Raw genomic sequence first — 25,054 nt, 5'->3', positions numbered from 1 at the left:
TACAGGCCGAGGCTCTAATCAAGCCTTTTCCGCTTTTATAAGCGCTAGAAACTGCTTGGCCGCCTCCTGCTCTGCTTTCCGCCGGCTTGGGCCAAAACCTTCAGTATGTATTTTATAACCTTTAACTACACAGGATACATAGAAAAGCTGCTCATGCTCTTCGCCCTTTATATGCAGCAAATTATATTCTGGCAAAGATTGCCTGCTTGCTTGCAGAAATTCCTGTAACTGAGTTTTGGAATCCTTAAGATTATCCTGTAATTCACTTGAATCAAGACGGCTGGCGAATAACTTAAGAATTAACTGCTTGCTGGCCTCGATGCCGCTGTCCAGATAAACTGCAGCAATGATTGCTTCTAATGCATCGGCAAGAATAGATGCTCTTCGGAATCCGCCGCTTTTGAGTTCACCCTGACCGAGAATTAAAAAATCACCCAGCTCAAGCTCTACTGCAATTTCTGCCAGCATGTCACCCTTTACCAGGTAAGCGCGCAGCCGGCTAAGCTGGCCTTCACTTTGCTGCGGGAATTTTTCAAAAAGCGCATCAGCGATTATAAAACTGAGAATAGAGTCGCCAAGAAACTCAAAACGCTCATTATTAGTCTCATTGCTTACACTGCAATGAGTTAATGCCTGCTTAAGTAAGGCCGGTTTGGCAAATTGATAGCCAAGGCGCCTGCACAATCGTTCTAAATCAATGCGAACCAACTTTTACCTCTTCTGATTCTTCAAAATCAAACATTAAACTGACATTGGCAATTAAAGGTTTGATCACCGTATATTTAAGTTTAACCAGATAATTCCCATTACTCGGTGTAATGTTTATTTGTTCTGGTTTGATAAATCCAATGCTTTCCAAATCCAGCTGGTTAACAAGCCTGGTTTTCAATACACTGACATTGGCCATAGGATCTGAACTAAATTGCGATGGGTCCAAATTATTTAATGAAGCCAGTGACCGTTTTATTTCATAATTTTGTATATAGACTGGCACCACACGCATAACTAATATCCCCAGGAATACAATAATTACAACGGTCAATAGTAAACCAATAAGCGTCATTCCTTTCTGATTGTACATGTCTATCCTTAGTCTATGAAAATTACTAATGGGATTAAGGGCTCCAGTTCGTGGAGCACTGCCATTAATCTGCAATTACCTGTAGGTTGGGCCCTTGGCCCAACATTGAGTTCTGGAGTAGTGGTGAAACCCTTTGTTGGGCCAAGGGCCCAACCTACAATAATTCCTTAACCTAATGCATATTATAATTCTAATTAACAAATCGTCCTATTTTAGACCATCGCAAACTGTCTGTTTTGCCATTCCAGCTCATCCACACCAAAAAGGCTTTGCCACGCAAATACTCATCAGACACAAACCCCCAGAAACGACTATCGGCGCTGTCGTCCCGATTGTCGCCCATCATAAAATATTGGCCTGCGGGTACGGTTACTTCAAAATCAGTTGCCGCCACATCAGGGCGAACAAAAATATCGTGGCTTACACCATTCAGGTTTTCCTGGTATTTCGCTACAGCTTTTCCTGAACTCTCATCGGTAGTGTATTCAACAAAGGATTGTTTCATTACCTTGCCGTTTATCGTTAACACTTTGTTATGGTAGCTGATTGTATCGCCCGGAACACCAATCACGCGCTTGATGTAGTCAAAGCCAGGATTAGGTGGCCAGCGAAAAACAGCAATTTCACCGGTTTTCGGATTTGAAACAGGGATGACTTTCTTTTCCCACACGGGTATACGAAGCCCATAAGCAAACTTGTTTACGGCAAGAAAGTCGCCCACCAGCAACGTGGGCTCCAAAGAACCGGAGGGAATGCGAAATGGCTCGACTAAAAATGAGCGCAGTAACAGAACAATAAAAAAAACAGGAAAAAAAGAGCGGGAATACTCAATTATCTTATTGGGCTTTTCTCCTGGCGTACGTTTTTTTTGCCAAAACACAACATCCAGCAAATAAATCAAGCCACTGATGAGAGAAAGTACAACCAGCAACAATGCAAAATTCATAGTTCAGTTCCTGCGAGATAGCTACATTTAAGGAATTATTTTTTCCTGTCCGTTTGAAATACTGCCATGAATGCTTCCTGGGGAATTTCCACATGACCGACCTGTTTCATACGCTTTTTACCTGCCTTTTGCTTTTCCAGCAGTTTGCGCTTACGAGATACGTCCCCACCATAACATTTAGCAGTCACATTCTTTCTCAACGCCTTGACTGTCTGGCGGGCAATAATATGATTACCCAGAGCAGCCTGAATTGCCACATCAAACATTTGTCTTGGAATCAACTCCCGCATTTTTTCAGCCAGGGCTTTTCCACGGCTGTAAGCAGCACTGCGATGCACAATAACTGCCAGGGCATCCACCCGCTCGCCATTAATCATAACATCCATTTTAACCAGGTCCGCTGGCTCGAATCTGAGGAAATTATAATCCAGCGAAGCATAACCACGGCTAACTGACTTCAAGCGGTCAAAAAAGTCGGAAACTACTTCACTCATTGGTATGTCATAAGTTACAGAAACCTGACGGCCGCTATACATCATGGTAACCTGGACACCGCGACGTTCGACACAAAGTGTTATCACTTGCCCCAGATAATCCTGAGGAACCAGAATGTTTGCTCTGACGATGGGTTCATACATCTGCTTGACCTGGGGAGAAGCTGGCAACTGTGATGGGTTATCAATCATCACCGTTTCACCCTTGGTCGTTTCTACCTTATAAACCACGGTCGGGGCTGTGGAAATTAAATCGAGATTATATTCACGCTCCAGACGCTCCTGAATAATCTCCATATGAAGCATGCCCAGAAACCCACAACGAAATCCAAAGCCAAGCGCTTCAGATGACTCAGGTTCATAAAAGAGGGAAGCATCATTCAGACTCAGTTTGGCGAGTGCTTCGCGAAAGGCCTCAAAATCATCGGCACTGATCGGGAAAAGCCCCGCATAAACCTGCGGCTTCACGCGCTGGAAACCAGGCAAAGGTTCTATCGCCGCATTCTTTTCCAAAGTTAAGGTATCCCCTACAGGCGCGCCTTGAATTTCTTTGATGCCAGCGACTACATAACCTACCTCACCTGCCTGCAAAACATCCACCTTGGTGCGTTTCGGTGTGAAAATACCTACCTGATCAACTTCATAGCTGCGCCCGGTTGACATGATTTTCAGCTTATCGCCCTTGCGTAAGCTTCCATTGACGATTCGCACCAAAGACACCACGCCAAGATAACTGTCAAACCAGGAGTCAATGATCAAGGCTTGCAGAGGCGCATCGATCTCGCCAGTGGGAGGCGGTATATGATTGACAAGCGCTTCCAGAACTTCTTCAACGCCCAGGCCGCTTTTGGCACTGGCATGAATGGCATGATGAGCCTCCAGACCAATAATATCTTCAATTTCAGCAATGACACGTTCCGGCTCAGCCTGAGGCAAGTCGATTTTATTCAAAACCGGCAAAACTTCGAGTTCCTGATCAATAGCGGTATAACAGACGGCAACCGTCTGAGCCTCAACACCCTGTGCGGCATCGACCACCAGGATAGCGCCCTCACAGGCAGCCAGGGATCGTGATACCTCATAACTGAAGTCGACATGGCCCGGCGTGTCAATAAAATTAAGAAGATAGGTTTTGCCGTCACGCGCCTTGTAATTCAGGGATACGCTCTGCGCCTTGATAGTAATGCCGCGCTCACGCTCGATATCCATCGAGTCAAGCACCTGCTCTGCCATTTCACGGTCGCTAAGTCCGCCGCAAATTTGAATAAATCGATCAGCCAGGGTTGATTTACCATGATCGATGTGGGCAATAATTGAGAAATTACGAATTCGGGATAGGTCGCTCAACTCTAAAAACCTGTTGCTAAAAGCGCTTATTCTAGCTTAATAATCACTGAGCAGAAAGCTTTTAATGTAATGACCTGTAAAAACTATCTTGTCTAAGTCTGGCAAGCACCTGAGATAACCGCACCAGTCCTCTTCACAATAGTCGTTTACTTGACTACAATGGGTCATTTTGTTCAACCGACAGGACATCCGATGCGACGACTCATTGCAATTGGTTTTGCTTTTTTCACCATTCTTTATTCTTCTTTCGGTCTCGCCGACGCCAGTTTCACCCAGAGAAAAGACGTCAAAGCGTTTATTGATACGATGGTAAAAAAACATAATTTTGACAAAATTGAATTACTCGCGGTAATGAGTGATGTCAAACTACAGCCTCAGATTATCGAATCAATGGAAAAACCTTATGAAAAGAAAACCTGGGATGTGTATAAACAATTGTTTTTGACGCCACAGCGTGTTGAAGGCGGTATTGATTTCTGGAGAAAAAACCAGAAAGCCTTGAATAAGGCTGAGGCAAAATATCATGTGCCGGCCAATATTATCGTTGCAATCATCGGTATTGAGACTTTATACGGTAAAAATCAGGGCAATTACCGCGTTCTCGATGCACTATCAACCCTGGCTTTTGATTATCCAAAACGCTCTGAGTTTTTTACCAAAGAGCTTGGCGAATATCTGTTACTCTGCCGTGAACACCACGTTTCACCTACTCAATACATGGGCTCTTATGCCGGTGCGATGGGTAAACCACAGTTTATGCCCAGCAGCTACCGTTATTACGCCGCAGACTTCACTGGCAATCCCAAAAAAGATCTGATGAATGATGATGATGCTGTAATTGCAAGCGTTGCTAATTATTTTCACAAACATGGATGGACCTTTAATCAGGGAATCGCTCAGCCGGCCCAAATTACCGGTTCAGCTTATAAACGCATTAACACCTCTTATAAGACAGCTGCCTACAAAACCAGCCAATTACGCGCGGCGGGAATTAAGCCGGTAACTGCTTCATTCCATGTGCCGAAAAAAGCAGGCCTGATTGAGCTGACTACCCAGGAAGGTCCGGAATACTGGCTAGCTTATCCAAATTTTTATGTGATAACCCGTTATAATAGCAGCCCACAGTATGCGCTGGCCGTTTATTTGTTAGCCCAGCAATTGAAAAATCAGTGGGCTGAAGCAAATGTTACCAAACAATATGCCTACGCATAAAGCTAATTCAGTAGAAGGATTTACATTTGGCAACCTGTTTTGTTTTTATCAAGTCTCTGACTGACGACAGCTTCTTATCAGTAAGCCTGGATCAGAACCAACAGGTTGTTCAGCCTTTAGCAAAACGAAAGGCTGAAGAACTCAGACAGATTCAAATCAATCATCGTACCTGCATTGTGGTTTCTGGCGAACACTTTGCCTTTCACCGCCTTGAATTGCCCTGGCTGGGAGAAAAAAAAGCCCGTATTGCTATCCCCTACGCACTTGAAGACAAGTTCGCAGAAAATGTGGACGAACTTCATTTCGCGTTTAATCGCCAATATTACCAACAGGGTCATTATCTTGTAGCAGCCTGCAAAAAAGAGTTTTTGCAGCAACTGCTTCTACTTCTCAAAGACAATGACATTCACCTGGATATTCTTACTGTCGATTGGTTCGCTCTCGAGAATAAAGAGATTTGTGTCGCAGAAGATAGTTTGCTTATTCATGATGAGACATTCTGCGGAGTATTAAACCCGCCGCTTACTGATTTATTCTTGAAAAAAGCAAGCCCGGAACATCGGCTCTTTGTTTTTAAGGAAAGCATGGTGCTTCCAGAGCATTTAGTGGCCCAAGTAATTCATGAAGATAATTTATATCTCTGGCTGGCAAAACGTCTTCTGGTTGGTCATCCTATGAATATGGCACAGGGTCAATTTCTGGCAAGCAGCGAAACTGCGGGAAAGAAACGCTGGATAGTCGCAGCAGTTGCAATGGCGGCTTTGTGGCTGGTTAGCAATCTTTCGAGCACAATATGGCAAAATTATCGGCTCAATCAGCAAATAGAAGAAACGGACAAGCAAATTGCAGTCATTTACAAGCAGTTTTTCCCTCAGGCGCAACAGGTTATCAGCCCGAGATTTCGTATTGAGCAATTGTTAAAAACGAAAGGGAATGACAGCGAGAACCCCTTCTGGGTATTGCTAAATCAACTCTCAAAAACACTGGATACAAGCGATGTGACTGTTGAACAACTTCGTTATCAGAATCATGTTTTGCAGGTGACTGTGATTGGTAAGGATTTCGCAAGCGTTGAAAAATTGGAGAATCAGTTACAAAAACTGAATGTCAAAGTAAAGCAAACGCAGGCATCAACAAGAGAGCAGCAAGTCGCCAGTACCCTGGAGCTTAGCTTATGATGAATTTCTGGCAAAATTTAAGTGAACGGGATCGTCTGACTCTAAGTATTGGTCTCGTGTTCACCGTTGCTTACCTCTTTTATTTACTGATTTACTCCCCGCTTAATACCTCTGTAGTCAGTAAAACCAATCAACTAGAAGATAAACAGAAAACACTTGTGTGGATGAAGCAAATTAATCAGCGTCCTCGTAACAGTAAAGAACCGGAAATGATTAATAACGGGCGATTATTGTCGATCATCTCAACGCAATTAAGTAATACCCCTTTCAAAACATTCGCTTATCAACTGCAGCAAACAGGTCCCGGGGATATACAGATTAGTTATGACAAAGTGCCTTATACGCAATTTTTACAGTGGCTATGGCAATTGAATAGTGATTATGCGGTCGTTTTAAAGCAACTTTCAATGGATAAAACAGAGACGGCAGGGGTGGTGAAGCTGACAATCACTCTCTCGGCAAAATAAATTGCTACTGAAATTTTCTTTACAATCAACCCTCCCTGCCATTAAGTTAAGGAAACTCTATAATGCATGTAGGTTGGGCCCTTGGCCCAACATGGAGTTCTGGAGTGGTTCAACCCCTTTGTTGGGCCAAGGGCCCAACCTACAATAATTCCTTAACTTAATGGCTAACCCTCTCCCAACTCGATAGAGGGGATTTTCTCTATTCTGCGGTACCCTGAACACTTCCCCAGTTCCTGACCCCCGCCCCTTGTTTCACATTCTCAGGCAGTGCGTTTAAAGCTTTCTCGGCTTCTTCCTGGGTATTATAGGTTCCATAGACCCCTTTATAGTAAGTTTTTCCATCTCGATAATATTTGATTTGAGCAGTCCGATCGGTTTTAGGCGTCTTATACAATTTACCAGCCACCTGAGAGGCTTTTTCACCATCAGCAATTTCTATAGTGTAACCCTGGGGATTTTGATTATTAACCCAGTTTCTATCCTGATCTTTATGAGACACGGGCCGGTTATTGCCTCCAGTATAATAAGAATCAGGAACGGTAGCCTGGCTTGGTGGATAATAACCCTGATTATTGCCATAGTTTCCATAATCAACCGATCCAACCCCGTGCCCGTAGTATTGCATGTTTTCGTAGGTATACGTTTCATAGGTGGAATAACTGGTGCTAGGACTCGTTGCACAAGAAGACAAGTGGACTACCACTATCGCTATTGAAGCTATTTTTAAGGTATTCATGCAGGCTCCTTTTTTATTCTTATTGGAGTTTCATACCCTTGTTAGCTGCAGTTTTAAAAAAAACTTTAGTTATTTCTGTTACCATGATGAAATAATATCCATATCAGTATCGAGGTTATTACCCATGTGGACTCACAGACGCTCCGGCCTAAATCACCAACGCGGTGTTCAGGATCATCGCAGCCCCTATGAACGCGACCAAACGCGTGTCATTCATTGCCCCGCTTTTCGACGTTTACAGCGAAAAACACAGATTCTGGGAACTGATGAAGGCGATTTCCATCGCACTCGTCTCACCCATTCACTTGAAGTGGCGTCCATTGGCAGAAGCATTGCGCGTAATCTTATTGTGAATCATCAGGAGAGTATTCTCTCTGGCTTGCTTCCCAGTGAAGATTTAATCAGCAGCATCTGTTTACTACATGATATCGGCCACCCTCCTTTCGGTCATGGAGGAGAGGTCGCCTTAAATTATATGATGCGTGAACATGGTGGTTTTGAGGGCAATGGCCAGACGCTGCGGCTTTTAACTAAACTGGAAAACAGTTATGGCGCCTATGGACTTGATTTAACGCGGCGCACATTGCTAGGGATTCTGAAGTATCCTGTTCCCAGAAGCCGAGTGATCTGCCTGGGCAAACTGGAAGCAGTCAACACCTTGCACAAAACAATCCGCATCAATGACTGGCTTCCTCCCAAGGCTTATTTTAACTGTGAACAGGCAGAAGTCGACTGGTTACTTGCGCCGTTTAGTGAAGGCGATCGATTACTTTTTCAATCGCTTCGTAAACCTCCAGCACAAAACGAACATGGAAAGTCCGCCTTTCATAGCTTCGATTGTTCCATTATGGATGTCGCTGATGATATCGGCTATGGAGTACATGATCTGGAAGATGCAATTCACTTACGCCTGATTACTCGTGACAAGATTGATAATGCCGGCTTTCATAGCCTTATCGACAACACCCCGCTTGGCCAGCAGCGCGGCGCTCTGCTCAATCATTTATTTTCAAGTCAGCTTTTCGAGCGCAAACAGGCCATCGGTGAAATGGTTAATTATCTGATTACAGCCACTCAGATTGAAACCACTGACGCCAATTTTGAAAACCCCTTACTAAAATATAATATTAATCTCTTACCTGAAGCAGGCCGTCTGCTTGACTATCTGAAAAATTGCGTTTATCAGCACGTCATTGATTCCCAGGAAGCAAGAACCTTTGAATACGGCGGGCAAACCGTGGTTCTGCGACTGTTTGAGGCGATCAGCTCAAACCCGACCAGTTTACTGGACACCAAAAATCGACAGCTTTATAACGAGGCCTCTTCAGACGATGAAGCGATGCGTGTAGTCTGTGATTATATTGCCAATATGACTGATGAATATGCCTACCGCATGCATGAGCGTTTATTCGGATTTAATACACGCACAATCTTTGAACGGCTTTAGGTGCGCTATCCCGAAAGTCAATTAAGATCAAGCTGTTGCTTAATTCTCCCTTAAGAAACCTGTCATAAATCCTTAATAATTAACGATTACAATAATAATTAATACCAACACTTGAGATAATAAATGACTAAAAAAGTGGCTTTAGTGGATATTGACGGTTGTCTAATACAGGACGGCAAGCTGAATCTTGCCCTGGCAGAAAAATTAAAAGCTTATGATGAAGTCATCCTGTTTACTCAGAGAAGTAAGTATATCCAGACAATACAGGCTAATATATGGCGTGGTGGGGATCCCGTCACTGAGAATGATATTTTAGTAACGCCTGATGCTGTTGACAAATTAAGTGCTTTATTAGGTAAACAGGTCAAGGTGTCCACCTCCGTGGATCGTTTTTTTAACAGTCCGTTATCCTATTATGAAACTGAACTTAAGCCTTTCGAGCAAAACCTTAAAAAAGCATTAATCGAACAGGGTGAAGACTTGAATTTAGCCCCTTTCAGAGAAGTGGTCACTCAGGAAGAGGTTGTTGTAAGGCAATTACTGGCTCAGGCTCCTGAGGTGAATGCTGCAGATTTTTATCCAAAAGGAAAAGTCGAACAATTCGTCACTTTAACAGGTGCATTACCTACGATTTTGAAGACTGACGAAGAAATCGAAGTGGATTTCTTTGATGATCATCCCGATAATCTTCAGGAAATCATAGACCATCCACACCTTCCGATTAAGCCCAATTGCTTTGTTGTCGCAAATCATCATGTAAGCACTCTCTCCAGTTTCAATAAGCATCAATCAAACAATATAAGCCGTACAGAAGCTGTGATCAGAGGAGAATTTTCGGACATCATCAATAATCTTCAAAGTTATAAACAGGCTCGAGCTGATGAATGGAAAAAATCAGGCTCAGAGTACGGTTCCAACTGGGCGAGAATCTTCAAGCATGAAGTAGGCAGCGCTCGCAACAAAATCAGTGCTGTAGACAAGGCAATCCAGATACTTAGCGGTGTAGAGGGTGTTGAAGTCTCAGCCGGCGAATTGAAAGCCCTGAAAGATGGGCGGGTAAAAGAATACCTTGGTGACAAAATTAATTTGATTGAAAGCTATATCAATGAGCAGCAAAACGCTAATACCCGTGGCTTAAGCCAATAATTTTTCCCGTCCAACTCTTAGGCCGGCCTGTAACGGCTTGTTGATAGATAAGGACTGATTTTCCGGAGGTTCCGAGGTCTCCGGAAACCTTAGATATCTGCGACTCGTGGACTAAGAGTTGGTTTTTTATACATTTTTCCAATTCAGACTATACTACTATAAAAACATAATGGGATTTATCGAACGATTCCGTTTCGTGCTATCTCGCTTTCAATAAGGACCATAACGTGTTAAATCATTGGAAAGATGAATTAAATCAACAGGTTCTCAAACAATTTGGACATAAAAAAGGTGAGTTGATTTCTAAAAAATATTATAACGCCTTTCCCCTGACTTATTCAGCACAAAATCAAATTTCCGCAGCCTTGCAGGACATTGATTATATAGAAAAGTTGTCGGATGAACATCGCTTGCAGATCAACCTCTATGAACAGGAAGGCGATGTATTCCCTTTGCATCTGAAGCTATACCAGTATCAAGCCTTTATTCCATTATCTGACATCCTTCCTATGCTGGAAAACATGGGTTTGCATACCCAGCGAGAAAACCCTTATCAGCTTATGCTGGATGGCAAACACTCGGTGTGGATTAATGATTTTGTCATCAATTACACCAATCCTCAGTGTCTGGACATTCATGAAGTGGAAAGCAATTTTGAGGAAGCCTTCATCAAAATCTGCAATGGCGAATGCGAGAATGATGGATTTAACAAACTGGTGCTGACTGCCGGGCTTAACTGGCGGGAAATTACCATTATTCGCAGCTATGCCAAATATATGCAGCAAATGGGTATTCGATTTAGCCCTGCTTATATTGAAAAGACTGTAGAAAATAATGCACTGCTGGCCAGAGATCTGGTGAATCTTTTTAAATTAAAATTTGCTCTTAAACAAAACTCATCAACAAAAAAACAGCTGAAAGAGTTAAAAAACAAGATTAAAGCTGAGCTCGAAGCAATTACAAGCCTCGATGAAGACCGCATCATGCGTCTGTATTGGCATTTAATAAAAGCAAGTTTAAGGACTAATTATTTCCAGACCACTTCAGACGGGAAAGCAAAAGAGTATCTCTCTATCAAATTACATTCCACAGAAATTCCTGACTTGCCATTACCCAAACCTCTTTATGAAATTTTTGTATATTCTCCCCGTTTTGAAGGCATCCATTTACGCAGTGCCAAAGTAGCACGCGGGGGATTGCGCTGGTCAGATCGACGGGAAGATTTCAGAACCGAGATCCTGGGATTGATGAAAGCTCAGGTGGTAAAGAATTCAGTAATTATCCCCTCTGGTGCCAAAGGCGGTTTTGTTTTAAAAATGCTGCCGCCAGGAGTCAGCCGTGAAATCCTGTTGAAGGAAGTCATATTCTGTTACCAGTCTTTCATTCGCGGGCTTTTGGATTTAACTGATAACCTGGTGAATGATCAATGTGTATCTCCAGCAAATACCATCTGTTATGACGATAATGATCCTTATCTGGTAGTCGCTGCTGACAAAGGTACTGCCAGTTTTTCCGATATAGCCAATGGAATTTCAGCCGAATATGGTTTCTGGCTGGGAGATGCTTTTGCTTCAGGTGGTTCCTCTGGTTATGACCATAAAAAAATCGGGATTACTGCACGGGGTGCCTGGGAATCAGTTAAGCGTCATTTTAGAGAGTTAGACATCAACATTGAGAACCAGGACTTCACTGTTGTCGGAGTTGGTGATATGAGCGGTGATGTATTCGGGAATGGTATGATTTATACCCCCCATATTCGGCTGATCGCCGCTTTTGATCATCGCCATATTTTTCTAGATCCCAATCCAGATGCCATTATTTCCTATGAGGAGCGGGTACGGCTTTTCAACTTACCTTTATCCAGCTGGGAAGATTATAATCCCCAACTCATCTCTACCGGCGGCGGAGTATTCAGACGGTCTGTCAAATCGATAGTACTAAGCCCTGAGGTAAAAGAAGCCCTGGGTACACAAAAAAATGCCATGACGCCGAATGAACTGATTCAAGCCATTTTACGTGCTCCAGTTGATTTATTGTTTAACGGCGGAATCGGAACCTATGTCAAGGCAAGCAGCGAATCGCATGCAGACGTTGGTGATAAAACCAATGAATTTTGCCGTGTCAATGGCAATGAATTACGCTGCCGGGTAGTCGGTGAAGGCGGTAATCTAGGTTGTACCCAATTAGGGCGCATTGAATATGCGCTTCAGGGGGGATTAATCAATACTGACTTTATTGACAATGCTGCCGGGGTGAATTGCTCTGACCATGAAGTAAATATAAAAATTTTACTGGACAAGGAAATACAAAAAGGCCATCTGACTGAGAAAAAACGGAATCAGCTATTAGTTAAAATGACTGATGAGGTAGCAGAACTGGTACTAAATGATAATTATAATCAGGCTTTAATTATGAGTATTTCGTCTCTAAGTGCTCAGCGATACGGCAGTCTTTATCAGGCCTATATTAAAGAATTGGAAAGCTCAGGTTTGTTGAATCGATCTAATGAGTATTTACCTGATGATAAAAAAATGGTTGAACGTAAAGCCGCAGGACAGTGTTTGACAAGGCCAGAGCTGGCGGTTCTATTGGCCTATTCTAAAATCCATTTGACCCAGGAATTGCTTAAATCAGAAATATCCGATGATCCCTATTTTATTCATTGCCTGGAATCAGCCTTCCCTGCCCGTCTGGCTAAATTATACCCGGAGTCAATGTGCGAACATCGTCTGCGACGGGAGATTGTGGCCACTCAGCTCAGTAATCAAATTGTCAATGTTGCCGGTATGACCTTTATATACCGCATGTCCGTTGAAACAGGGGCTTCTATTCCTAATATTGCCCGAGCCTATTCTGTTTCTGCAAGTATTTATGACACTCACAATCTGCAATATTTGATTGATTCAACCAATTTCAAAATACCTGTGCAAACTCAGTACGATTTAATGCACCAAATCAGGCAATTGCTCAATCTTTCAACCCACTGGTTTTTAAGAAATAACCGGCTCAATGGAGACATACACCAAATTATTGAGCACTATGGTAATGCTATTAAAAAACTCGAATCATTAATCCCTACACTGATAGTCGGCGTCACCAAAGACTATATGCAAAAAATCGTGAATCAATTTGTTGAAGCCGGGCTTGCCGCCGATATGGCACAAAAAATTGCGATTGCCAGACCACTGTATACCGCATTAAACGTTATTGAAGTCTCTACTCAAAATAAACTCAACCTGACCAAAACAGCCGAAGTCTATTTCCAGATTGGGGGACGATTTAATCTGGTCTGGTTCAGGGATCAGATTGCCAGTGATGGGCGAGAGGGGCACTGGAACACAATGGCCAGGCTTTCTTTGCGCGATGAACTGGATTCCCTGCAACGCAGTCTGGCGATTGCTATCTTACAAAGTAATATCAAGGAAAATAATGCGAGTAAACTGATTGATAGCTGGCTGGAAGCAAACACAGATATTCAAAAGCGTTGGGATATGTTGCTGGGAATGCTTCATGGAAGCACCAGTCTTGATTACACAATGTTTTTCATTGCATTAAGAGAACTATCTGATTTGTTACGAACTAGTTAAATCCACCATTTAGGTGGCGTCCCCAGGGGGATTCGAACCCCCGTTACCGCCGTGAAAGGGCGATGTCCTAGGCCTCTAGACGATGGGGACCTGGAACTTTAATCTACTACATTGTACATCCTGGAGCCATCTCCAGTTAAGGAGGATGGCGTCCCCAGGGGGATTCGAACCCCCGTTACCGCCGTGAAAGGGCGATGTCCTGGGCCTCTAGACGATGGGGACCCTGTTCTTCTAACCATCTCTCGAGAGAGAGATGGTGGAGCTAGGCGGGATCGAACCGCCGACCTCTTGCATGCCATGCAAGCGCTCTCCCAGCTGAGCTATAGCCCCGAAAGAGATTGGCAGTTTAATAATCTCGCCCTTGACTGTCAAGCAATTTTTAAAATTAAATGCAAATCAGAGACTTTCACCTTTTATCGTATACGCTATTGCTACTGAACAACCAACTGTAACCCCGTCGCGCCATCCATATTAAAACCAGTTACCGAACAATTAGTAAAATTTCCATTGATGTCAATCTCACATTTTGTAACATTATCATTTGATGCATTCGTTACATAAGCTATTGTCTGATCCGCGTTTAGAGCAATAAATCGAGAAGTAGTACCGGAAGTACCTGCTACAGCTGGATTACTAAGATCACCATTGGCATCCACATCAAACCGATCTATCTCGCCTGTAAGAAAATTCGGACCACTCACAGTGTATAGCCGGGTTCCGCTAGCATTAAATGTAATTCCTACAGGTACAATAAGTCCGAATCCAACCAGGGTACAATTAACCAGATCGCCGTTAAACCCCACATCACAGCGTGTCACGTTAGTATTATTCGTTACATACACTTTTGTGCCTGCAGGATTAAAGATAATGCCTCTGGGAAAATTGATTAGGGCCGTAATTGTACAATTAATCAAATTACCATTAGTGTCCAAATCGCATAGGGAAATATTACCCGTAAGATTATTAGTTACATAGATTTTTGTGCCCTGTGGATTGATTGCAACACCAACCGGGTTATTGAATATTGCAGCTGAATTAATGCAATTTTGCAAAATACCATTTGTACCTATATCACACTTCCTAACTGTATTGGCAATTCCAAAATTGGCCACATAGATCCGTGTTCCTTCCCGATTGAATACCAGGCCCAAAGGATTTGTAAATCCCGAGCCAACTATAGTACAGTCGATAAAATTACCGCCGACATCCAATCTGCAGCGAGTGACATTATCTGCACCTGAGTCAAAGTCATTCGTGACATAGGCAAAATACTGGCCGAAAACCACTTCAATGCGATGATTGGCGTCAATGTTATTTAACTGGAAACTGGTACCGCCATTCTGAACAACCATCCCATCCAGCAGCCATTGCTTCACTGCAAATCCAGCAATAGGGGTCGCCATGAATACCAGATTACTACCAGAATTAACCACCTGAGGTGTAGAAGGTGTGATGCTGCCATTAGGTCCGGCAGACGGCGTGACAGTAAATTGCTGTACTGGCGGCTGGTTTACGAAATGGATTCTGAGTGAATACCCCAGAGCCGGCTGATAGCACTGATTAGGATCGCCTTGCTGGCATAATATTGGCCCACCTAAAACATCACCCTGTAATGCATTACCCTGAATACTCAACCTTAAAGTACAACTGCCCTTCCCCGGCAACTGGCAAACACCGTTTTGCGTTACACCGGCTATTGGCATCATCACCAGGCTTTTCGGGCGAACAGACTGATTTTGCACTGTATAAATCACTTCAGCGCTAGCGCTGTTAGTCAGTGTCAGCTCAACTGGTGTTTGTGGAATAAATGTCCATAGAGGCGTTGCAGCAGCCTGCACGGATGAAATGAAAAGCAGCGATAACAATCCCAATAAGGCATGGATGAATAAATGTACCTTGTGTCCCGACATTTTGTTTCCTTACGCAGTGTCACAATCAAAAGATATTTTTAAAAAATCAGAAAGGCAAGAGCAGAGCAGTATGAAGAAAGGCTTAAATGCATGTTCAAGGTGCTTTATCAAAAGCACCTTGGACATTAAAAAATTATTCAGAAACTGATTCAGCGCGTTTTTTTGCCGCTTTTTTGTGTTGTTTCCATTCACGGTCTTTAGCGAAAACAAAGCTGGCTGCTTCTTCTATAAAAAAACCAACATCATCAATATCCGCCCATGCGCAATATTCCATAATTTTCTCATAGGTTTCACTGTTGATGTCTGCTTTAATTTTTTCTTTTTTCTGGAAGCGTGTTCCATTAATAATAGGCATTTCAATCCCCAAGTGTTAATAAGACGAAAGAAGCTTAACAAATAAAGTGAATATTGCAAACCCTATCGGCAAATTTTTATGCTATTTTTTTAACAAAACTATAATTTTGACGAAGACGCCAAATAAAAAACAACTCAAACTATCAAACAGTTAGGGATAAACCACCCAATGCTTGCGTTTTCAGACAAGGCGAAAGGGCTGCTTTAATTCCGGGTAGAAACTCTGCCACATTCTATCGCAAAAATGCAGAATATTTTGATGTTTTTGGACGATGATTTTCAAAGGATCATCATAAGGCATCCAAACTATATTTGCCAAAAATGCAAAGGCACTTGCATCAATTGTCGAAACTTCATTTCCCATGAAATAGGGTTTATCACCCAGCGTGTCTGCTATCGCTCGAATAGTGGTTTGAGCCAATTGCAAGGCGTCTTCGCGATTATGTCTGCCTGTACCTTGCATATGGAGGGTTTTAATGGTTTTCTTACGGATCAGATTGGGCAAAAAAAGATTTAAAATCCAGGGAAGTCCTGCAAAAAAACTGGGTTTAACATGCTTCCAGCCCTGCTCATCCTGCCAGCGGAAATAAACCATCAGCCAATAAAGGCGCTCGGAAAAAACATTATCGAGAAGGACTGCCAGCGCTTTCTGCTCAATACTTAAATGTTTATCCAGGAGATCTCCAAATTGCTGCTTCAAGCCTGCAATAATAAACTCACTGTCAGCAATGATCGCATTTTCACATTTAACAAAAGGCAGCTTTCCTTTCGGGGCTTTTCGCGGATCTCTCACAAAGCGATTTTCATAAGGCAGCTCGGTCATCCGCAGATAAGTCTCTATTTTAAGACAAAATGGGCTAGCATTGGGCAAACCCCATACTTCGGGAAATTGATACAGCGTTATCATAACGATGGCCTTTGGGTTCTAATAGAATAATAGTACTGAAAAATAGACAAAAAATCATTATTCAGTAAACTCTGTTGCTTAATCAGCTTATTTACTGCTGAGAGCAAGTGAAAATTTGTGATTTTTGGCCTAAACCGCTAAACTTGTGAAAATTACCCAACTAACAAGTATATGAATTTCTGCCCCTGCGGTTCGCAACTTGACTATACTGTCTGCTGCGGTATTTTAATTGACCAAGGCGGCAAACCTGCCACTCCAGAAGCCCTGATGCGTTCACGTTACACTGCCTATACCAAGGCCAATATCCCCTATATTGTTAAAACCATGAAAGGCAAACCACTAGCGCATTTCAACGAGTCCGATGCAAAAGAATGGGCTGAGCAAGCAGACTGGCTTGGTTTGGAAGTATTAGAAGCTCTCTTCCCTTGTGAAAAGGCCAATCAGGGATTTGTGGAATTTGTAGCAAGATATCATCAGTCAGGTCTGATTAAGTCGATTCATGAACGAAGTGAATTTTTGCTTGATGAGGGCCAATGGTATTACATTGATGGTCATCCTCCCCACCACACGCGCCCAACAAAAACGCAGCGCATGTCCCAAAATACTGCCTGTTTTTGTGGCAGTCTAAAAAAATACAAAAACTGTCATGGAAGAAAGCTTGTAGGAAAATAGTACTCTAAAAGCACTATTTAAAATCTTTGTAACTCCTCACGTCATCCCATAGCCGTCAGGCTATGCCACGTCATCCCGAGCACAGCGAGGGATCTCCCTGCAGACGAGGAGTTATAAATCTTTATAAAAAGAACAATTTCTCTTGCTTCCCTAAATTCTTTTTGCTTTAATTCCCGTTCACTGCGAATGAGTAATGGAAATCCCACTCAGAGGCAGGAAGTTAACCTATAATGGAATGGATAAGGAAAATGTCCGAGGATCTCGCGGTCTATCTTTCAAAACAATTACTTTGGCAGGCTCTCTGCATATGCTCCCCTGTAGTGTTTGTTGCAGTAATTTGCGGCTTGCTCATTTCAATTCTTCAGGCAGTAACCCAAATCCAGGATTCAACTTTAAGCACTGTTACCAAAATTCTGGCTGTTGCACTCATGCTCATGTTCTGTGGTCACTGGATGTTAGGCTCAGTAGTCAGTTTTGCTGAAAATATGATTAGTAATATCCCGGAGCGCTTGAAATGACTGACCTGCTCCCTCTTCCCACTTTCTTTTTAATTGCTACGCGCATTGGCATGATTATACTTTTTTCACCACTTGAGGTGATCAGACGGCTTCCTGTACAAATCAGGCTAATACTGATTCTCCTGTTCAGCTTTTTTATAATTTCAAACCTGAATTCCACCGCTCGGATATCTGGTTCTCTGTTAGCCGCATTCTCAGCCGAGTTCATCAATGCCCAACTGATTTATCTGGCTCTTATCACCTGTTTCGGCTGTTTTCAGGTTGCCGGTCAGTTAATTGATTTCCAAAATGGCTTAAACGGTATCTCTGTTTTTAAACCGGGTGAAGGCTTTGATTCTATTTCAGCTCATTTACTGGGAATGCTTGCTGGCTTATTCTTTTTTGCGAGCCAGGGCCATCATCGCGTCATAAAATTGTTACTCCTCTCATTTATTGCTTTTCCGCCTGGTGAATTGATTGGAGAATCAAGCATGCTTCAGTTTATCAGGCAGTTTACGCTGGTATGGTCACTAGGCATGTTAATTGCGGCGCCACTGGTTTTCTGTTTATGGCTTACCGAATTTTGCAGTGGTGTATTAAGTCGAAACATGCCGCAAATAAGCCCTTACTTTCTGATTTTGCCCTTAAAAGTTCTTCTGGGGTTCTTCATCTTCTATTTACTAATAGACAATATGAATCCCCTGTTTGAAAAAACCTTTGAATTAGGCTTTCAAGCCTGGCAGGAGTATCTGTTATGAGTGAAAAAACAGAAACTGCAACAGCCTACAAGCTAAAAAAGGCGAAGGAAAAAGGGCAGGTCAGTAAGAGCAGCGAGCTAATCAATACCACGCAACTCACGGTTATTTTGCTGCTTCTATGGGTATATGGAACAAAGGCCTGGCAGCAAATGCTGGCTGTTAGCCAGGAGCAGCTACATCTGACTGGCCATTTGCATTTTTCTTTAAAAACTATCACTTATATATTCAAGTTGTTAACTACCAATCTACTGTATCTATGGCTGCCCTTTGCTTTGATATTAGTGGCCACAACAATATTATGCAGCCTGGTACAAACCGGTTTTGTATGGTCGGCGGCTCCCTTATCCCCCCGATTTGAAAGAATTGGTCTGGTTGCAGGTTTTAAACGATTATTCTCGACCAAAATAGTATTTGATTTACTAAAAAATCTGCTAAAAATTGCTTTAACAGGCCTGATCAGCTTTTATAGCCTGAGGCAAATGCAGGCTTCCTTTCTAAAACTGTCGAGTGTCATGCCGGCGCAACTGCCAATGGCCATTCTGCAATTGATGCTTCGAATGCTTTGTCCTTTAGTGGTTGTTCTTCTCGCAATAAGTCTCATTGATAAACTCTATACTCGCAGAAAATTTGCCAAAGAGCAGCGTATGAGTAAACAGGAAGTGAAAGAAGAATATCGGCAGCGTGAAGGTGATCCCAAAATTAAAAGCCGAATCAGGCAATTACAATCTGAGTTAAGAAAACGCAGTGCCTCTTTTGAGCAAGTTAAAACCGCAGATTTGGTAATCACTAATCCTACACATTATGCAATTGCATTAAAATATGACCGTCTGACCATGCCGGCTCCGAAACTAATATGTAAAGGCCGTAATGAACAGGCAAGGATTATCAAACAACTTGCTTTGAGGCATCAGGTTCCGCTTGTTGAGAATAAGGCATTTGCTCGACGGTTATACGCTTCAGTGGATTTGAATCAATGGATTCGTCGAGAGCATTTTCCAGCTGCCGCCGCAATTTATAAACAACTGGGGTTGGGTAGGAGATGACATAAGTAATTATAGCCAATTGCAGCACCTCGTAATCAATGGAATTCAATGGATTAGTGTATGGAAAACAAGAAAACAAATCTTTCCAGTATGGGAAGCGAACTCGGTACCATTCTTTTTGTCACAGGTATTTTGCTCATCCTGTTTATTCCAATCCCCTCTGCATTGCTTGATTTGCTTCTGATTATCAATTTCAGCTGGGCACTGGTTATCCTGCTGCTCTGCTTTTATACGGATAAGCCCTTAAGCTTTTCCACGTTCCCCGCCCTGCTCCTGGTATCCACTTTATTCCGCCTGGCTTTAAATATTTCCGCAACCCGACTGATACTGTCTGAGGGCGATGCCGGCCGGGTTATTAACGCTGTGGGTCAATATGTCATTCATGGCAATTATGTCATGGGAATGGTCGTTTTTCTGATCTTAATCATTGTGCAGTTTATTGTAGTCACCAATGGTGCGCAGCGGGTCGCTGAGGTCGCAGCCCGTTTCACTCTTGACAGTATGCCCGGTAAACAGATGAGTATTGATGCTGATTTGAATATGGGATTAATCAGTCAGGAAACAGCGCGTGAAAGACGTTCCCAAATTGAGAAAGAAGCTAATTTTTACGGTGCCATGGATGGGGCCAGTAAATTTGTTAAAGGCGATGCCATTGCCGGAATTCTAATCATGCTTGTAGATATTATCGGTGGTCTGGCGATTGGTGTACTCCAGAAAAGCCTGACGTTTAGCGAGGCGATTCAAAACTATTCTCTGCTTACTGTAGGCGATGGTCTGGTGACCCAAATCCCTGCGCTCATCATTTCTACAGCAACCGGCATTATTGTGACGAGGGCCGCGACCGATACCCATTTGGGGAGTGAAATAGTTCGTCAAATCAGTACCTATCCTAAAAGCCTGGTGATCGTCAGCTGCAGTCTTGCTTTACTGCTGTTCATTAAAGGGATTCCGGGAATACCGGTATTCCTGGTTCTGGCATTTTTTATAGTCTGTACCTGGTTTGCCATGAAACGCCAGCAGCAGACTCCTGATGAGAGTCTGCTTCAGGAAGAAACGCTTTATCAGAAAATTCATATCCATCCGATTGAGATACAGCTTAATCCCAGTCTCTATGAAAATTTATTATCCCAACAGGATGAGTTTCTGTCGCTTGTTCAGCAAATACGTGAACGCCTGGCCTTCGATCTGGGCCTGGTTATCCCTGAAGTAAAACTTCGATCCGAGGCCAAATTAAATTATCCCTTCTATCGAATTATCGTTCAGGGAATTCATTATGACAAACACCCCCTGTATCTGGATAAGTTTCTGGCAATAGCCGCTTCGTCTCAAAAAGCGATTGAAAATAAAGTATCAGGTATAGAAGTGAGCGATCCCAGCTATGGTTTAGCAGCTCAATGGATTGAGAGAGCCGAAAAAGAACAGGCGGAGCATCAGGGATTTACCGTATGCGAACCCCTGTCCATATTGGCGACTCATTTACAAGAAGTGATTCAATCCTCATTGGCTGAACTATTAAGCCGTAATGAAGTGGAGACCTTACTGGATCAGTCTGATGTCTGCAAATTGCGTGACGAATTGATACCCGCCATGCTGCAATTAGGTCAGGTTCAAAAAATTCTGCAGAATTTATTATCAGAAAAAGTGTCTGTTCGCCATACATCACTGATACTGGAAGTCTTGCTTGAACACGCCAAAGTCATTCAGGATGTCAATCAGCTTACCGAACTCGTACGCATTCGCCTCTCTTCCCAGATATGCCAGAGATTAATAAACAATCAGGGCCTTCTGCCAGTTCTAACCTTAGCACCAGTTATGGAGCAGACGCTTGCGCAAAACCTGACAAACAATCATCTCCACCTTGACCCTTCACAGACCGAAAAACTGATTAAATCCCTTTCCTTACACGTGGAAAAGATGCTTGGTGAGCGAAAGAAACCGGTATTACTCTGCTCTCCAATGCTAAGAAGGCAATTAAAACTGTTTACCCAACGCATTATTCCCCACTTGACGATTCTATCGTTAAGCGAAATACCAATTCATATCCAGATTGAACCATTTGGTGTCATTCAGTAAGGAGCATGGCATGTTATCCGCTATAAAAACCACACAGATAGCCCTTTTGCAGGATCAATTTCGTCTGCAGGTACTTAGCCAGAATGTCAGTAATCTGCATACAACCGGCTATAAACGTCAAATCATGGAAAGTCAGGATTTCCCGGCACTGGACGCGCCTGATTTTGAAACTGTAGTTCAGCAAATGACATCACTCAGTAACTTTCAGCAAGGCTCAATCTCTCATTCCAATCAGGGATCGGAACTGGCACTTGCCGGGAAAGGCTTTTTTGAGATCCAGAACAATGAAGGCGTTTTTTACACACGCAGTGGCGAGTTTCACATTAGCCAGGATGGAGAGCTGATTAGCGAACGGGGCGGAAAATTAATGGGAAAAAATGGACCTGTTCGTGTCAGTGATAAAGAGTTTTCAATCAATACCAAGGGAGAAATTTTTATAGATAAACAACTCAGCGATCAGATTCGCATTGTTGATTTTCCCCAGCCTTCATCACTTCACTATCAGGGGGAAGGGCTTTATTTCAGTAAAGATCTGCCGGAAGAGGCCTCTTCTGAAACCCGGGTTCTGCAGTTTTCCCTGGAACAATCCAATGTCAAATCGGTCGATGAAATGACCGAAATGCTGAAGATTTCACGCCATTTTGAAGCGATCCAACGAATTATGAAAACAAGCAACAATCTGCTTTCAACAGCAATTAGTCAATTAGGGGAAGGAAATGTCTGACGCGCTTTCTATAGCTGCCAGTGGCTTAAAATCTGAAGAATATTTTATTGACAAGATCGCCAATGATATTGCCAATCTGAATACGCCCAATTACAAGGCCAGCAAACTAAGCTTCGCCGATGTCTTATACCAGAACGTAGACAGCAATCACTCGGTGCAGCAGTCCGGTATCAAAATAGGCTTAGGAACAGCCATTATCAAATCAACTAAAGATTTCAGCCAGGGACCGCTAAAAGCAGGCACGAACTGGAATGAATTAGCCATTGATGGCGAGGGATTTTTTCAGGTACTGCAAACTGACGGCAGCCTGGCTTACACGCGAAGCTCCAGCTTTTCAATCGACAGTGAGCGCTACCTCTGCACGGCGGATGGCTTGCGGCTGGCCGACAGCATCCAGATACCTGAAGATTCTCAGTCCATTGTCATTCAAAAAAACGGCGATGTTGAAATTATGTCATCAGAGGATGCCGAGCCTCAGTTAGTCGGCACTATCAGTTTAGCGAGATTTATGGACCCTGGCCGCCTGGACCCTTCCGGCGCCGGACTATTTCATGCCACTGCTGACAGTGGTGATCCCATTATTGATAATCCCGGCAATAGCGGTATGGGGCAAGTGCTGCAGAAACAGATTGAAGCATCCAATGTCGATATGGTCACCTCATTGATGCAGCTTACTATGGCCCAGCGCGTTTACCAATTGAATGCCAAAACAGTGCAGATAGCAGATGAATTGGAAAAAATGATTAATGAACTTCGCGACTAGAGATTTACTCATGATAAAGCCAATTTTATTACTTACAAGTCTGGTAATTCTCATGTATAACCCCTCTGCGAAAGCAGCCAATTTATACAATGATCTCTATTATCGCCCACTTATTGCGGATCGGCGCGCGTCTATACCAGGCGATTTACTCACTGTCATTGTACTGGAAACCTCTAATGCGCAAACCAGTGCCGATTTAGGTTCCAGTAAAGAAATCAAAACAGCCCTCGAGGCCAGCTATAATCAAAAACGCTATGATTTGCGTCTGGGATTAACCGGCAAAGGAAATAGCAAGGCACAAACCGGTAGAAACGGCAAAATTAAAGCCTCATTAACCGTTAGAATTAAAGCAATCTGCCCTAATGGAAGCTATGAAGTGGAGGGATATCAGCTCATCCAGATTAATGGGGAACAACAACGAATTTTGTTAAGCGGTATCGTCAGGCCAGAGGATATAAGTCCGCAAAATACCGTATTGTCGACTCGCATTGCCAATGCCCAGATTACCTACACTGGCGATGGCTCTGTCTCAAACTCGCAACGTTACAACACTATTTATAAAATTATGTCATTCATGGGGCTAGTATGATGTTTAGTTTTAGAAAACTATTGCTCTGCGCTTGTCTGCAACTGCTGGTATTCAGCAGTTTTGCCAGTGTTAGACTTAAATCTCTGGCGCATTTATCCGGACTGCAGGAAAATCCGATTACTGGTTATGGTTTGGTTATCGGCCTGGCAGGATCAGGTGACTCGCATCGCAATAAAGATACCACTCAGGCAATTTCCAACCTGCTGCAGAATTTTGGCCTTAATATTAACGCCCGGGACATCACCAGCCGCAACAGTGCCGCAGTTATTATAACCGCCAATCTGCCTGCCAATGTCCATCAGGGCGACAAGCTTGACATCAATGTATCATCTCTCGGGGATGCGAAAAGCTTGTTAGGAGGCACCTTATTAATAACCCCTCTCAAAGGACCCGATAACCAAATTTACGCCCTGGCCCAAGGTCCGATTTCTCTCGGCGGGTTTAAATATGATTTATTTGGCAATGTGGTGCAAAAAAACCATCCTACTTCCGGAATGATTTCAGGGGGAGCCATTGTTGAAAAAACGCTCTACAATGAATTGACCGATAAAAGCGGCGAATTGCATCTGATTCTGAATCATCCTGATTTTACAACGGCAGATAATGTAGAAACTGCTGTCAATAAACGCTTCGGTGAAAATACCGCGATCGCACGCAGTGCCCAGGATATTGAAATTCATCCTTCGGTAAGCGCAAAACAGCATTATGTTCGTTTTATCAGCCAGCTGGAAAATATCATAATTATTCCGGATAACCTGCCCACCGTGGTCGTCAACGAAAGAACCGGGGTGGTGGTTGCCGGCTCCGATGTGAAACTTGATGCAGTAACTATTTCCCAGGGTAATCTCCAGATTGCCATTGCCAGCGACTATAAAGTTTCACAGCCAGCTATGCTTTTCAATGCATCCGCCTCTGTCAGAACTGCGATAACTCCATCAACCAATATTGAGGTTAAAGAAAGTGCAGGACAATCCATTGTTCTGGAACAGGGAGCCACCATTGCTGACCTAATCAGCGCTCTGAATAAGGCCAAAATCACCACGCGGGACATGATCGCCATTTTAGAGAGCTTAAAACGCGCTGGTGCTTTACACGCAGAATTAATTGTTCAATAGGAGTACCG

General features: G+C 43.2%; 23 protein-coding genes and 3 tRNA genes. 15 read left to right on the top strand and 11 right to left on the bottom strand.

Annotation, left to right across the window (positions count from 1 at the left end; translation table 11 throughout):
• Window positions 1-18: 18 nt before the first annotated feature.
• The 4 genes from rnc to lepA all read right to left on the bottom strand — a co-directional run bounded on the left by rnc (window position 19) and on the right by lepA (window position 3,868).
• Window positions 19-708, bottom strand: coding sequence for a ribonuclease III (gene rnc / locus LXA66_RS04765; RefSeq protein WP_233012229.1), 690 nt, complete (start codon window positions 706-708; stop codon window positions 19-21).
• Complete coding sequence (locus LXA66_RS04760; RefSeq protein ID WP_233012227.1) at window positions 695-1,081, bottom strand: DUF4845 domain-containing protein; 387 nt, start codon at window positions 1,079-1,081, stop codon at window positions 695-697. Before LXA66_RS04760 ends, rnc begins: the two co-directional genes overlap by 14 nt.
• 190 nt (window positions 1,082-1,271) lie before the next feature.
• The gene (lepB, locus tag LXA66_RS04755; protein WP_233012225.1) at window positions 1,272-2,027 is read right to left on the bottom strand and encodes a signal peptidase I; all 756 of its coding nucleotides are present in this window, start codon (window positions 2,025-2,027) and stop codon (window positions 1,272-1,274) included.
• A gap of 35 nt (window positions 2,028-2,062) precedes the next feature.
• Complete coding sequence (gene lepA, locus LXA66_RS04750; protein WP_058508877.1) at window positions 2,063-3,868, bottom strand: translation elongation factor 4; 1,806 nt, start codon at window positions 3,866-3,868, stop codon at window positions 2,063-2,065.
• Between the two features lie 192 nt (window positions 3,869-4,060).
• Here lepA and mltB point away from each other — a divergent pair, with 192 nt between their 5' ends.
• Genes mltB through gspM form a run of 3 tightly spaced genes read left to right on the top strand, consistent with a single transcriptional unit; the run spans window position 4,061 to window position 6,725 of the window.
• On the top strand, window positions 4,061-5,080 hold the full coding sequence (gene mltB, locus LXA66_RS04745; protein WP_233012223.1) for a lytic murein transglycosylase B: 1,020 nt from the start codon (window positions 4,061-4,063) through the stop codon (window positions 5,078-5,080).
• Window positions 5,081-5,106: 26 nt separating this feature from the next.
• Window positions 5,107-6,258, top strand: a complete 1,152-nt coding sequence (gene gspL / locus LXA66_RS04740) for a type II secretion system protein GspL (RefSeq protein WP_233012221.1) — start codon at window positions 5,107-5,109, stop codon at window positions 6,256-6,258.
• The gene (gene gspM / locus LXA66_RS04735; protein ID WP_233012219.1) at window positions 6,255-6,725 is read left to right on the top strand and encodes a type II secretion system protein GspM; all 471 of its coding nucleotides are present in this window, start codon (window positions 6,255-6,257) and stop codon (window positions 6,723-6,725) included. Before gspL ends, gspM begins: the two co-directional genes overlap by 4 nt.
• A gap of 199 nt (window positions 6,726-6,924) precedes the next feature.
• On the opposite strand, the gene LXA66_RS04730 is transcribed toward gspM, so the two are convergent.
• Complete coding sequence (locus tag LXA66_RS04730; protein ID WP_233012217.1) at window positions 6,925-7,461, bottom strand: SPOR domain-containing protein; 537 nt, start codon at window positions 7,459-7,461, stop codon at window positions 6,925-6,927.
• 124 nt (window positions 7,462-7,585) lie between these two features.
• On the opposite strand from LXA66_RS04730, the gene LXA66_RS04725 reads away from it, so the two are divergent.
• From LXA66_RS04725 to LXA66_RS04715, 3 genes are all read left to right on the top strand, one after another.
• A complete protein-coding gene (locus LXA66_RS04725) occupies window positions 7,586-8,908 on the top strand; it encodes an anti-phage deoxyguanosine triphosphatase (RefSeq protein ID WP_233012215.1) in 1,323 nt (440 codons plus the stop codon).
• A 123-nt stretch (window positions 8,909-9,031) separates the two neighbouring features.
• Window positions 9,032-10,054, top strand: coding sequence for a hypothetical protein (locus LXA66_RS04720; protein ID WP_233012214.1), 1,023 nt, complete (start codon window positions 9,032-9,034; stop codon window positions 10,052-10,054).
• Between the two features lie 227 nt (window positions 10,055-10,281).
• Window positions 10,282-13,641 carry an NAD-glutamate dehydrogenase domain-containing protein gene (locus LXA66_RS04715; RefSeq protein WP_133138417.1) on the top strand — a complete coding sequence of 1,120 codons (3,360 nt, stop codon included), beginning with the start codon at window positions 10,282-10,284 and terminating at the stop codon, window positions 13,639-13,641.
• A gap of 14 nt (window positions 13,642-13,655) precedes the next feature.
• Here LXA66_RS04715 and LXA66_RS04710 read toward each other — a convergent pair.
• The 6 genes from LXA66_RS04710 to LXA66_RS04685 form a co-directional block, all read right to left on the bottom strand.
• Window positions 13,656-13,731, bottom strand: a tRNA-Glu gene (locus tag LXA66_RS04710).
• Window positions 13,732-13,787: 56 nt separating this feature from the next.
• Window positions 13,788-13,863, bottom strand: a tRNA-Glu gene (locus tag LXA66_RS04705).
• Between the two features lie 32 nt (window positions 13,864-13,895).
• Window positions 13,896-13,971: transfer RNA gene (locus tag LXA66_RS04700), tRNA-Ala, on the bottom strand.
• A gap of 101 nt (window positions 13,972-14,072) precedes the next feature.
• Window positions 14,073-15,551: a YncE family protein gene (locus LXA66_RS04695; protein WP_233012212.1), complete on the bottom strand. Its 1,479-nt coding sequence runs from the start codon at window positions 15,549-15,551 to the stop codon at window positions 14,073-14,075.
• Between the two features lie 133 nt (window positions 15,552-15,684).
• The gene (locus LXA66_RS04690) at window positions 15,685-15,906 is read right to left on the bottom strand and encodes a hypothetical protein (RefSeq protein ID WP_112219052.1); all 222 of its coding nucleotides are present in this window, start codon (window positions 15,904-15,906) and stop codon (window positions 15,685-15,687) included.
• Window positions 15,907-16,086: 180 nt separating this feature from the next.
• Window positions 16,087-16,812: a glutathione S-transferase family protein gene (locus tag LXA66_RS04685; protein ID WP_233012210.1), complete on the bottom strand. Its 726-nt coding sequence runs from the start codon at window positions 16,810-16,812 to the stop codon at window positions 16,087-16,089.
• A gap of 171 nt (window positions 16,813-16,983) precedes the next feature.
• Here LXA66_RS04685 and LXA66_RS04680 point away from each other — a divergent pair, with 171 nt between their 5' ends.
• The 9 genes from LXA66_RS04680 to LXA66_RS04640 all read left to right on the top strand — a co-directional run bounded on the left by LXA66_RS04680 (window position 16,984) and on the right by LXA66_RS04640 (window position 25,046).
• Complete coding sequence (locus LXA66_RS04680) at window positions 16,984-17,484, top strand: YchJ family protein (protein ID WP_233012208.1); 501 nt, start codon at window positions 16,984-16,986, stop codon at window positions 17,482-17,484.
• Between the two features lie 248 nt (window positions 17,485-17,732).
• Window positions 17,733-18,002 carry a flagellar biosynthesis protein FliQ gene (fliQ, locus tag LXA66_RS04675; RefSeq protein WP_058508889.1) on the top strand — a complete coding sequence of 90 codons (270 nt, stop codon included), beginning with the start codon at window positions 17,733-17,735 and terminating at the stop codon, window positions 18,000-18,002.
• On the top strand, window positions 17,999-18,739 hold the full coding sequence (locus LXA66_RS04670; RefSeq protein WP_233012206.1) for a flagellar biosynthetic protein FliR: 741 nt from the start codon (window positions 17,999-18,001) through the stop codon (window positions 18,737-18,739). Before fliQ ends, LXA66_RS04670 begins: the two co-directional genes overlap by 4 nt.
• Window positions 18,736-19,782 (top strand): flagellar biosynthesis protein FlhB, encoded by a 1,047-nt coding sequence (locus tag LXA66_RS04665; RefSeq protein ID WP_233012205.1) that lies wholly within the window; start codon window positions 18,736-18,738, stop codon window positions 19,780-19,782. Before LXA66_RS04670 ends, LXA66_RS04665 begins: the two co-directional genes overlap by 4 nt.
• Window positions 19,783-19,842: 60 nt before the next feature.
• The gene (locus tag LXA66_RS04660; protein WP_233012204.1) at window positions 19,843-21,855 is read left to right on the top strand and encodes a flagellar biosynthesis protein FlhA; all 2,013 of its coding nucleotides are present in this window, start codon (window positions 19,843-19,845) and stop codon (window positions 21,853-21,855) included.
• Between the two features lie 10 nt (window positions 21,856-21,865).
• Window positions 21,866-22,579 carry a flagellar hook-basal body protein gene (locus tag LXA66_RS04655; protein ID WP_233012202.1) on the top strand — a complete coding sequence of 238 codons (714 nt, stop codon included), beginning with the start codon at window positions 21,866-21,868 and terminating at the stop codon, window positions 22,577-22,579.
• Window positions 22,572-23,342 (top strand): flagellar hook-basal body protein, encoded by a 771-nt coding sequence (locus tag LXA66_RS04650; protein ID WP_233012201.1) that lies wholly within the window; start codon window positions 22,572-22,574, stop codon window positions 23,340-23,342. The genes LXA66_RS04655 and LXA66_RS04650 overlap by 8 nt, the downstream gene beginning before the upstream one ends.
• A 10-nt stretch (window positions 23,343-23,352) precedes the next feature.
• Entirely contained in the window at window positions 23,353-23,931 is a 579-nt protein-coding gene (locus LXA66_RS04645) for a flagellar basal body L-ring protein FlgH (RefSeq protein WP_233012199.1), read from the top strand.
• Complete coding sequence (locus tag LXA66_RS04640) at window positions 23,928-25,046, top strand: flagellar basal body P-ring protein FlgI (RefSeq protein WP_233012198.1); 1,119 nt, start codon at window positions 23,928-23,930, stop codon at window positions 25,044-25,046. The genes LXA66_RS04645 and LXA66_RS04640 overlap by 4 nt, the downstream gene beginning before the upstream one ends.
• Window positions 25,047-25,054 lie beyond the last annotated feature (8 nt).

The sequence above is a fragment of the Legionella sp. 16cNR16C genome (assembly GCF_021297775.1).
In the GTDB taxonomy this organism is placed as follows: Bacteria; Pseudomonadota; Gammaproteobacteria; order Legionellales; family Legionellaceae; genus Legionella_C; species Legionella_C quinlivanii_A.
The sequence above is the reverse complement of the archived record's forward strand: the minus strand, read 5'-3'. Positions and strand labels throughout refer to the sequence as shown.

What these genes read in the sequence shown, in the direction of transcription:
- LXA66_RS04760 (WP_233012227.1), bottom strand. Translation starts at nt 1,081, where the DNA reads ATGTACAATCAGAAAGGAATGACGCTTATTGGTTTACTATTGACCGTT.
- lepB (WP_233012225.1), bottom strand. Translation starts at nt 2,027, where the DNA reads ATGAATTTTGCATTGTTGCTGGTTGTACTTTCTCTCATCAGTGGCTTG.
- mltB (WP_233012223.1), top strand. Translation starts at nt 4,061, where the DNA reads ATGCGACGACTCATTGCAATTGGTTTTGCTTTTTTCACCATTCTTTAT.
- gspM (WP_233012219.1), top strand. Translation starts at nt 6,255, where the DNA reads ATGATGAATTTCTGGCAAAATTTAAGTGAACGGGATCGTCTGACTCTA.
- LXA66_RS04730 (WP_233012217.1), bottom strand. Translation starts at nt 7,461, where the DNA reads ATGAATACCTTAAAAATAGCTTCAATAGCGATAGTGGTAGTCCACTTG.
- LXA66_RS04725 (WP_233012215.1), top strand. Translation starts at nt 7,586, where the DNA reads ATGTGGACTCACAGACGCTCCGGCCTAAATCACCAACGCGGTGTTCAG.
- LXA66_RS04720 (WP_233012214.1), top strand. Translation starts at nt 9,032, where the DNA reads ATGACTAAAAAAGTGGCTTTAGTGGATATTGACGGTTGTCTAATACAG.
- LXA66_RS04695 (WP_233012212.1), bottom strand. Translation starts at nt 15,551, where the DNA reads ATGTCGGGACACAAGGTACATTTATTCATCCATGCCTTATTGGGATTG.
- LXA66_RS04690 (WP_112219052.1), bottom strand. Translation starts at nt 15,906, where the DNA reads ATGCCTATTATTAATGGAACACGCTTCCAGAAAAAAGAAAAAATTAAA.
- LXA66_RS04685 (WP_233012210.1), bottom strand. Translation starts at nt 16,812, where the DNA reads ATGATAACGCTGTATCAATTTCCCGAAGTATGGGGTTTGCCCAATGCT.
- LXA66_RS04680 (WP_233012208.1), top strand. Translation starts at nt 16,984, where the DNA reads ATGAATTTCTGCCCCTGCGGTTCGCAACTTGACTATACTGTCTGCTGC.
- fliQ (WP_058508889.1), top strand. Translation starts at nt 17,733, where the DNA reads ATGTCCGAGGATCTCGCGGTCTATCTTTCAAAACAATTACTTTGGCAG.
- LXA66_RS04670 (WP_233012206.1), top strand. Translation starts at nt 17,999, where the DNA reads ATGACTGACCTGCTCCCTCTTCCCACTTTCTTTTTAATTGCTACGCGC.
- LXA66_RS04665 (WP_233012205.1), top strand. Translation starts at nt 18,736, where the DNA reads ATGAGTGAAAAAACAGAAACTGCAACAGCCTACAAGCTAAAAAAGGCG.
- LXA66_RS04660 (WP_233012204.1), top strand. Translation starts at nt 19,843, where the DNA reads ATGGAAAACAAGAAAACAAATCTTTCCAGTATGGGAAGCGAACTCGGT.
- LXA66_RS04655 (WP_233012202.1), top strand. Translation starts at nt 21,866, where the DNA reads ATGTTATCCGCTATAAAAACCACACAGATAGCCCTTTTGCAGGATCAA.
- LXA66_RS04650 (WP_233012201.1), top strand. Translation starts at nt 22,572, where the DNA reads ATGTCTGACGCGCTTTCTATAGCTGCCAGTGGCTTAAAATCTGAAGAA.
- LXA66_RS04645 (WP_233012199.1), top strand. Translation starts at nt 23,353, where the DNA reads ATGATAAAGCCAATTTTATTACTTACAAGTCTGGTAATTCTCATGTAT.
- LXA66_RS04640 (WP_233012198.1), top strand. Translation starts at nt 23,928, where the DNA reads ATGATGTTTAGTTTTAGAAAACTATTGCTCTGCGCTTGTCTGCAACTG.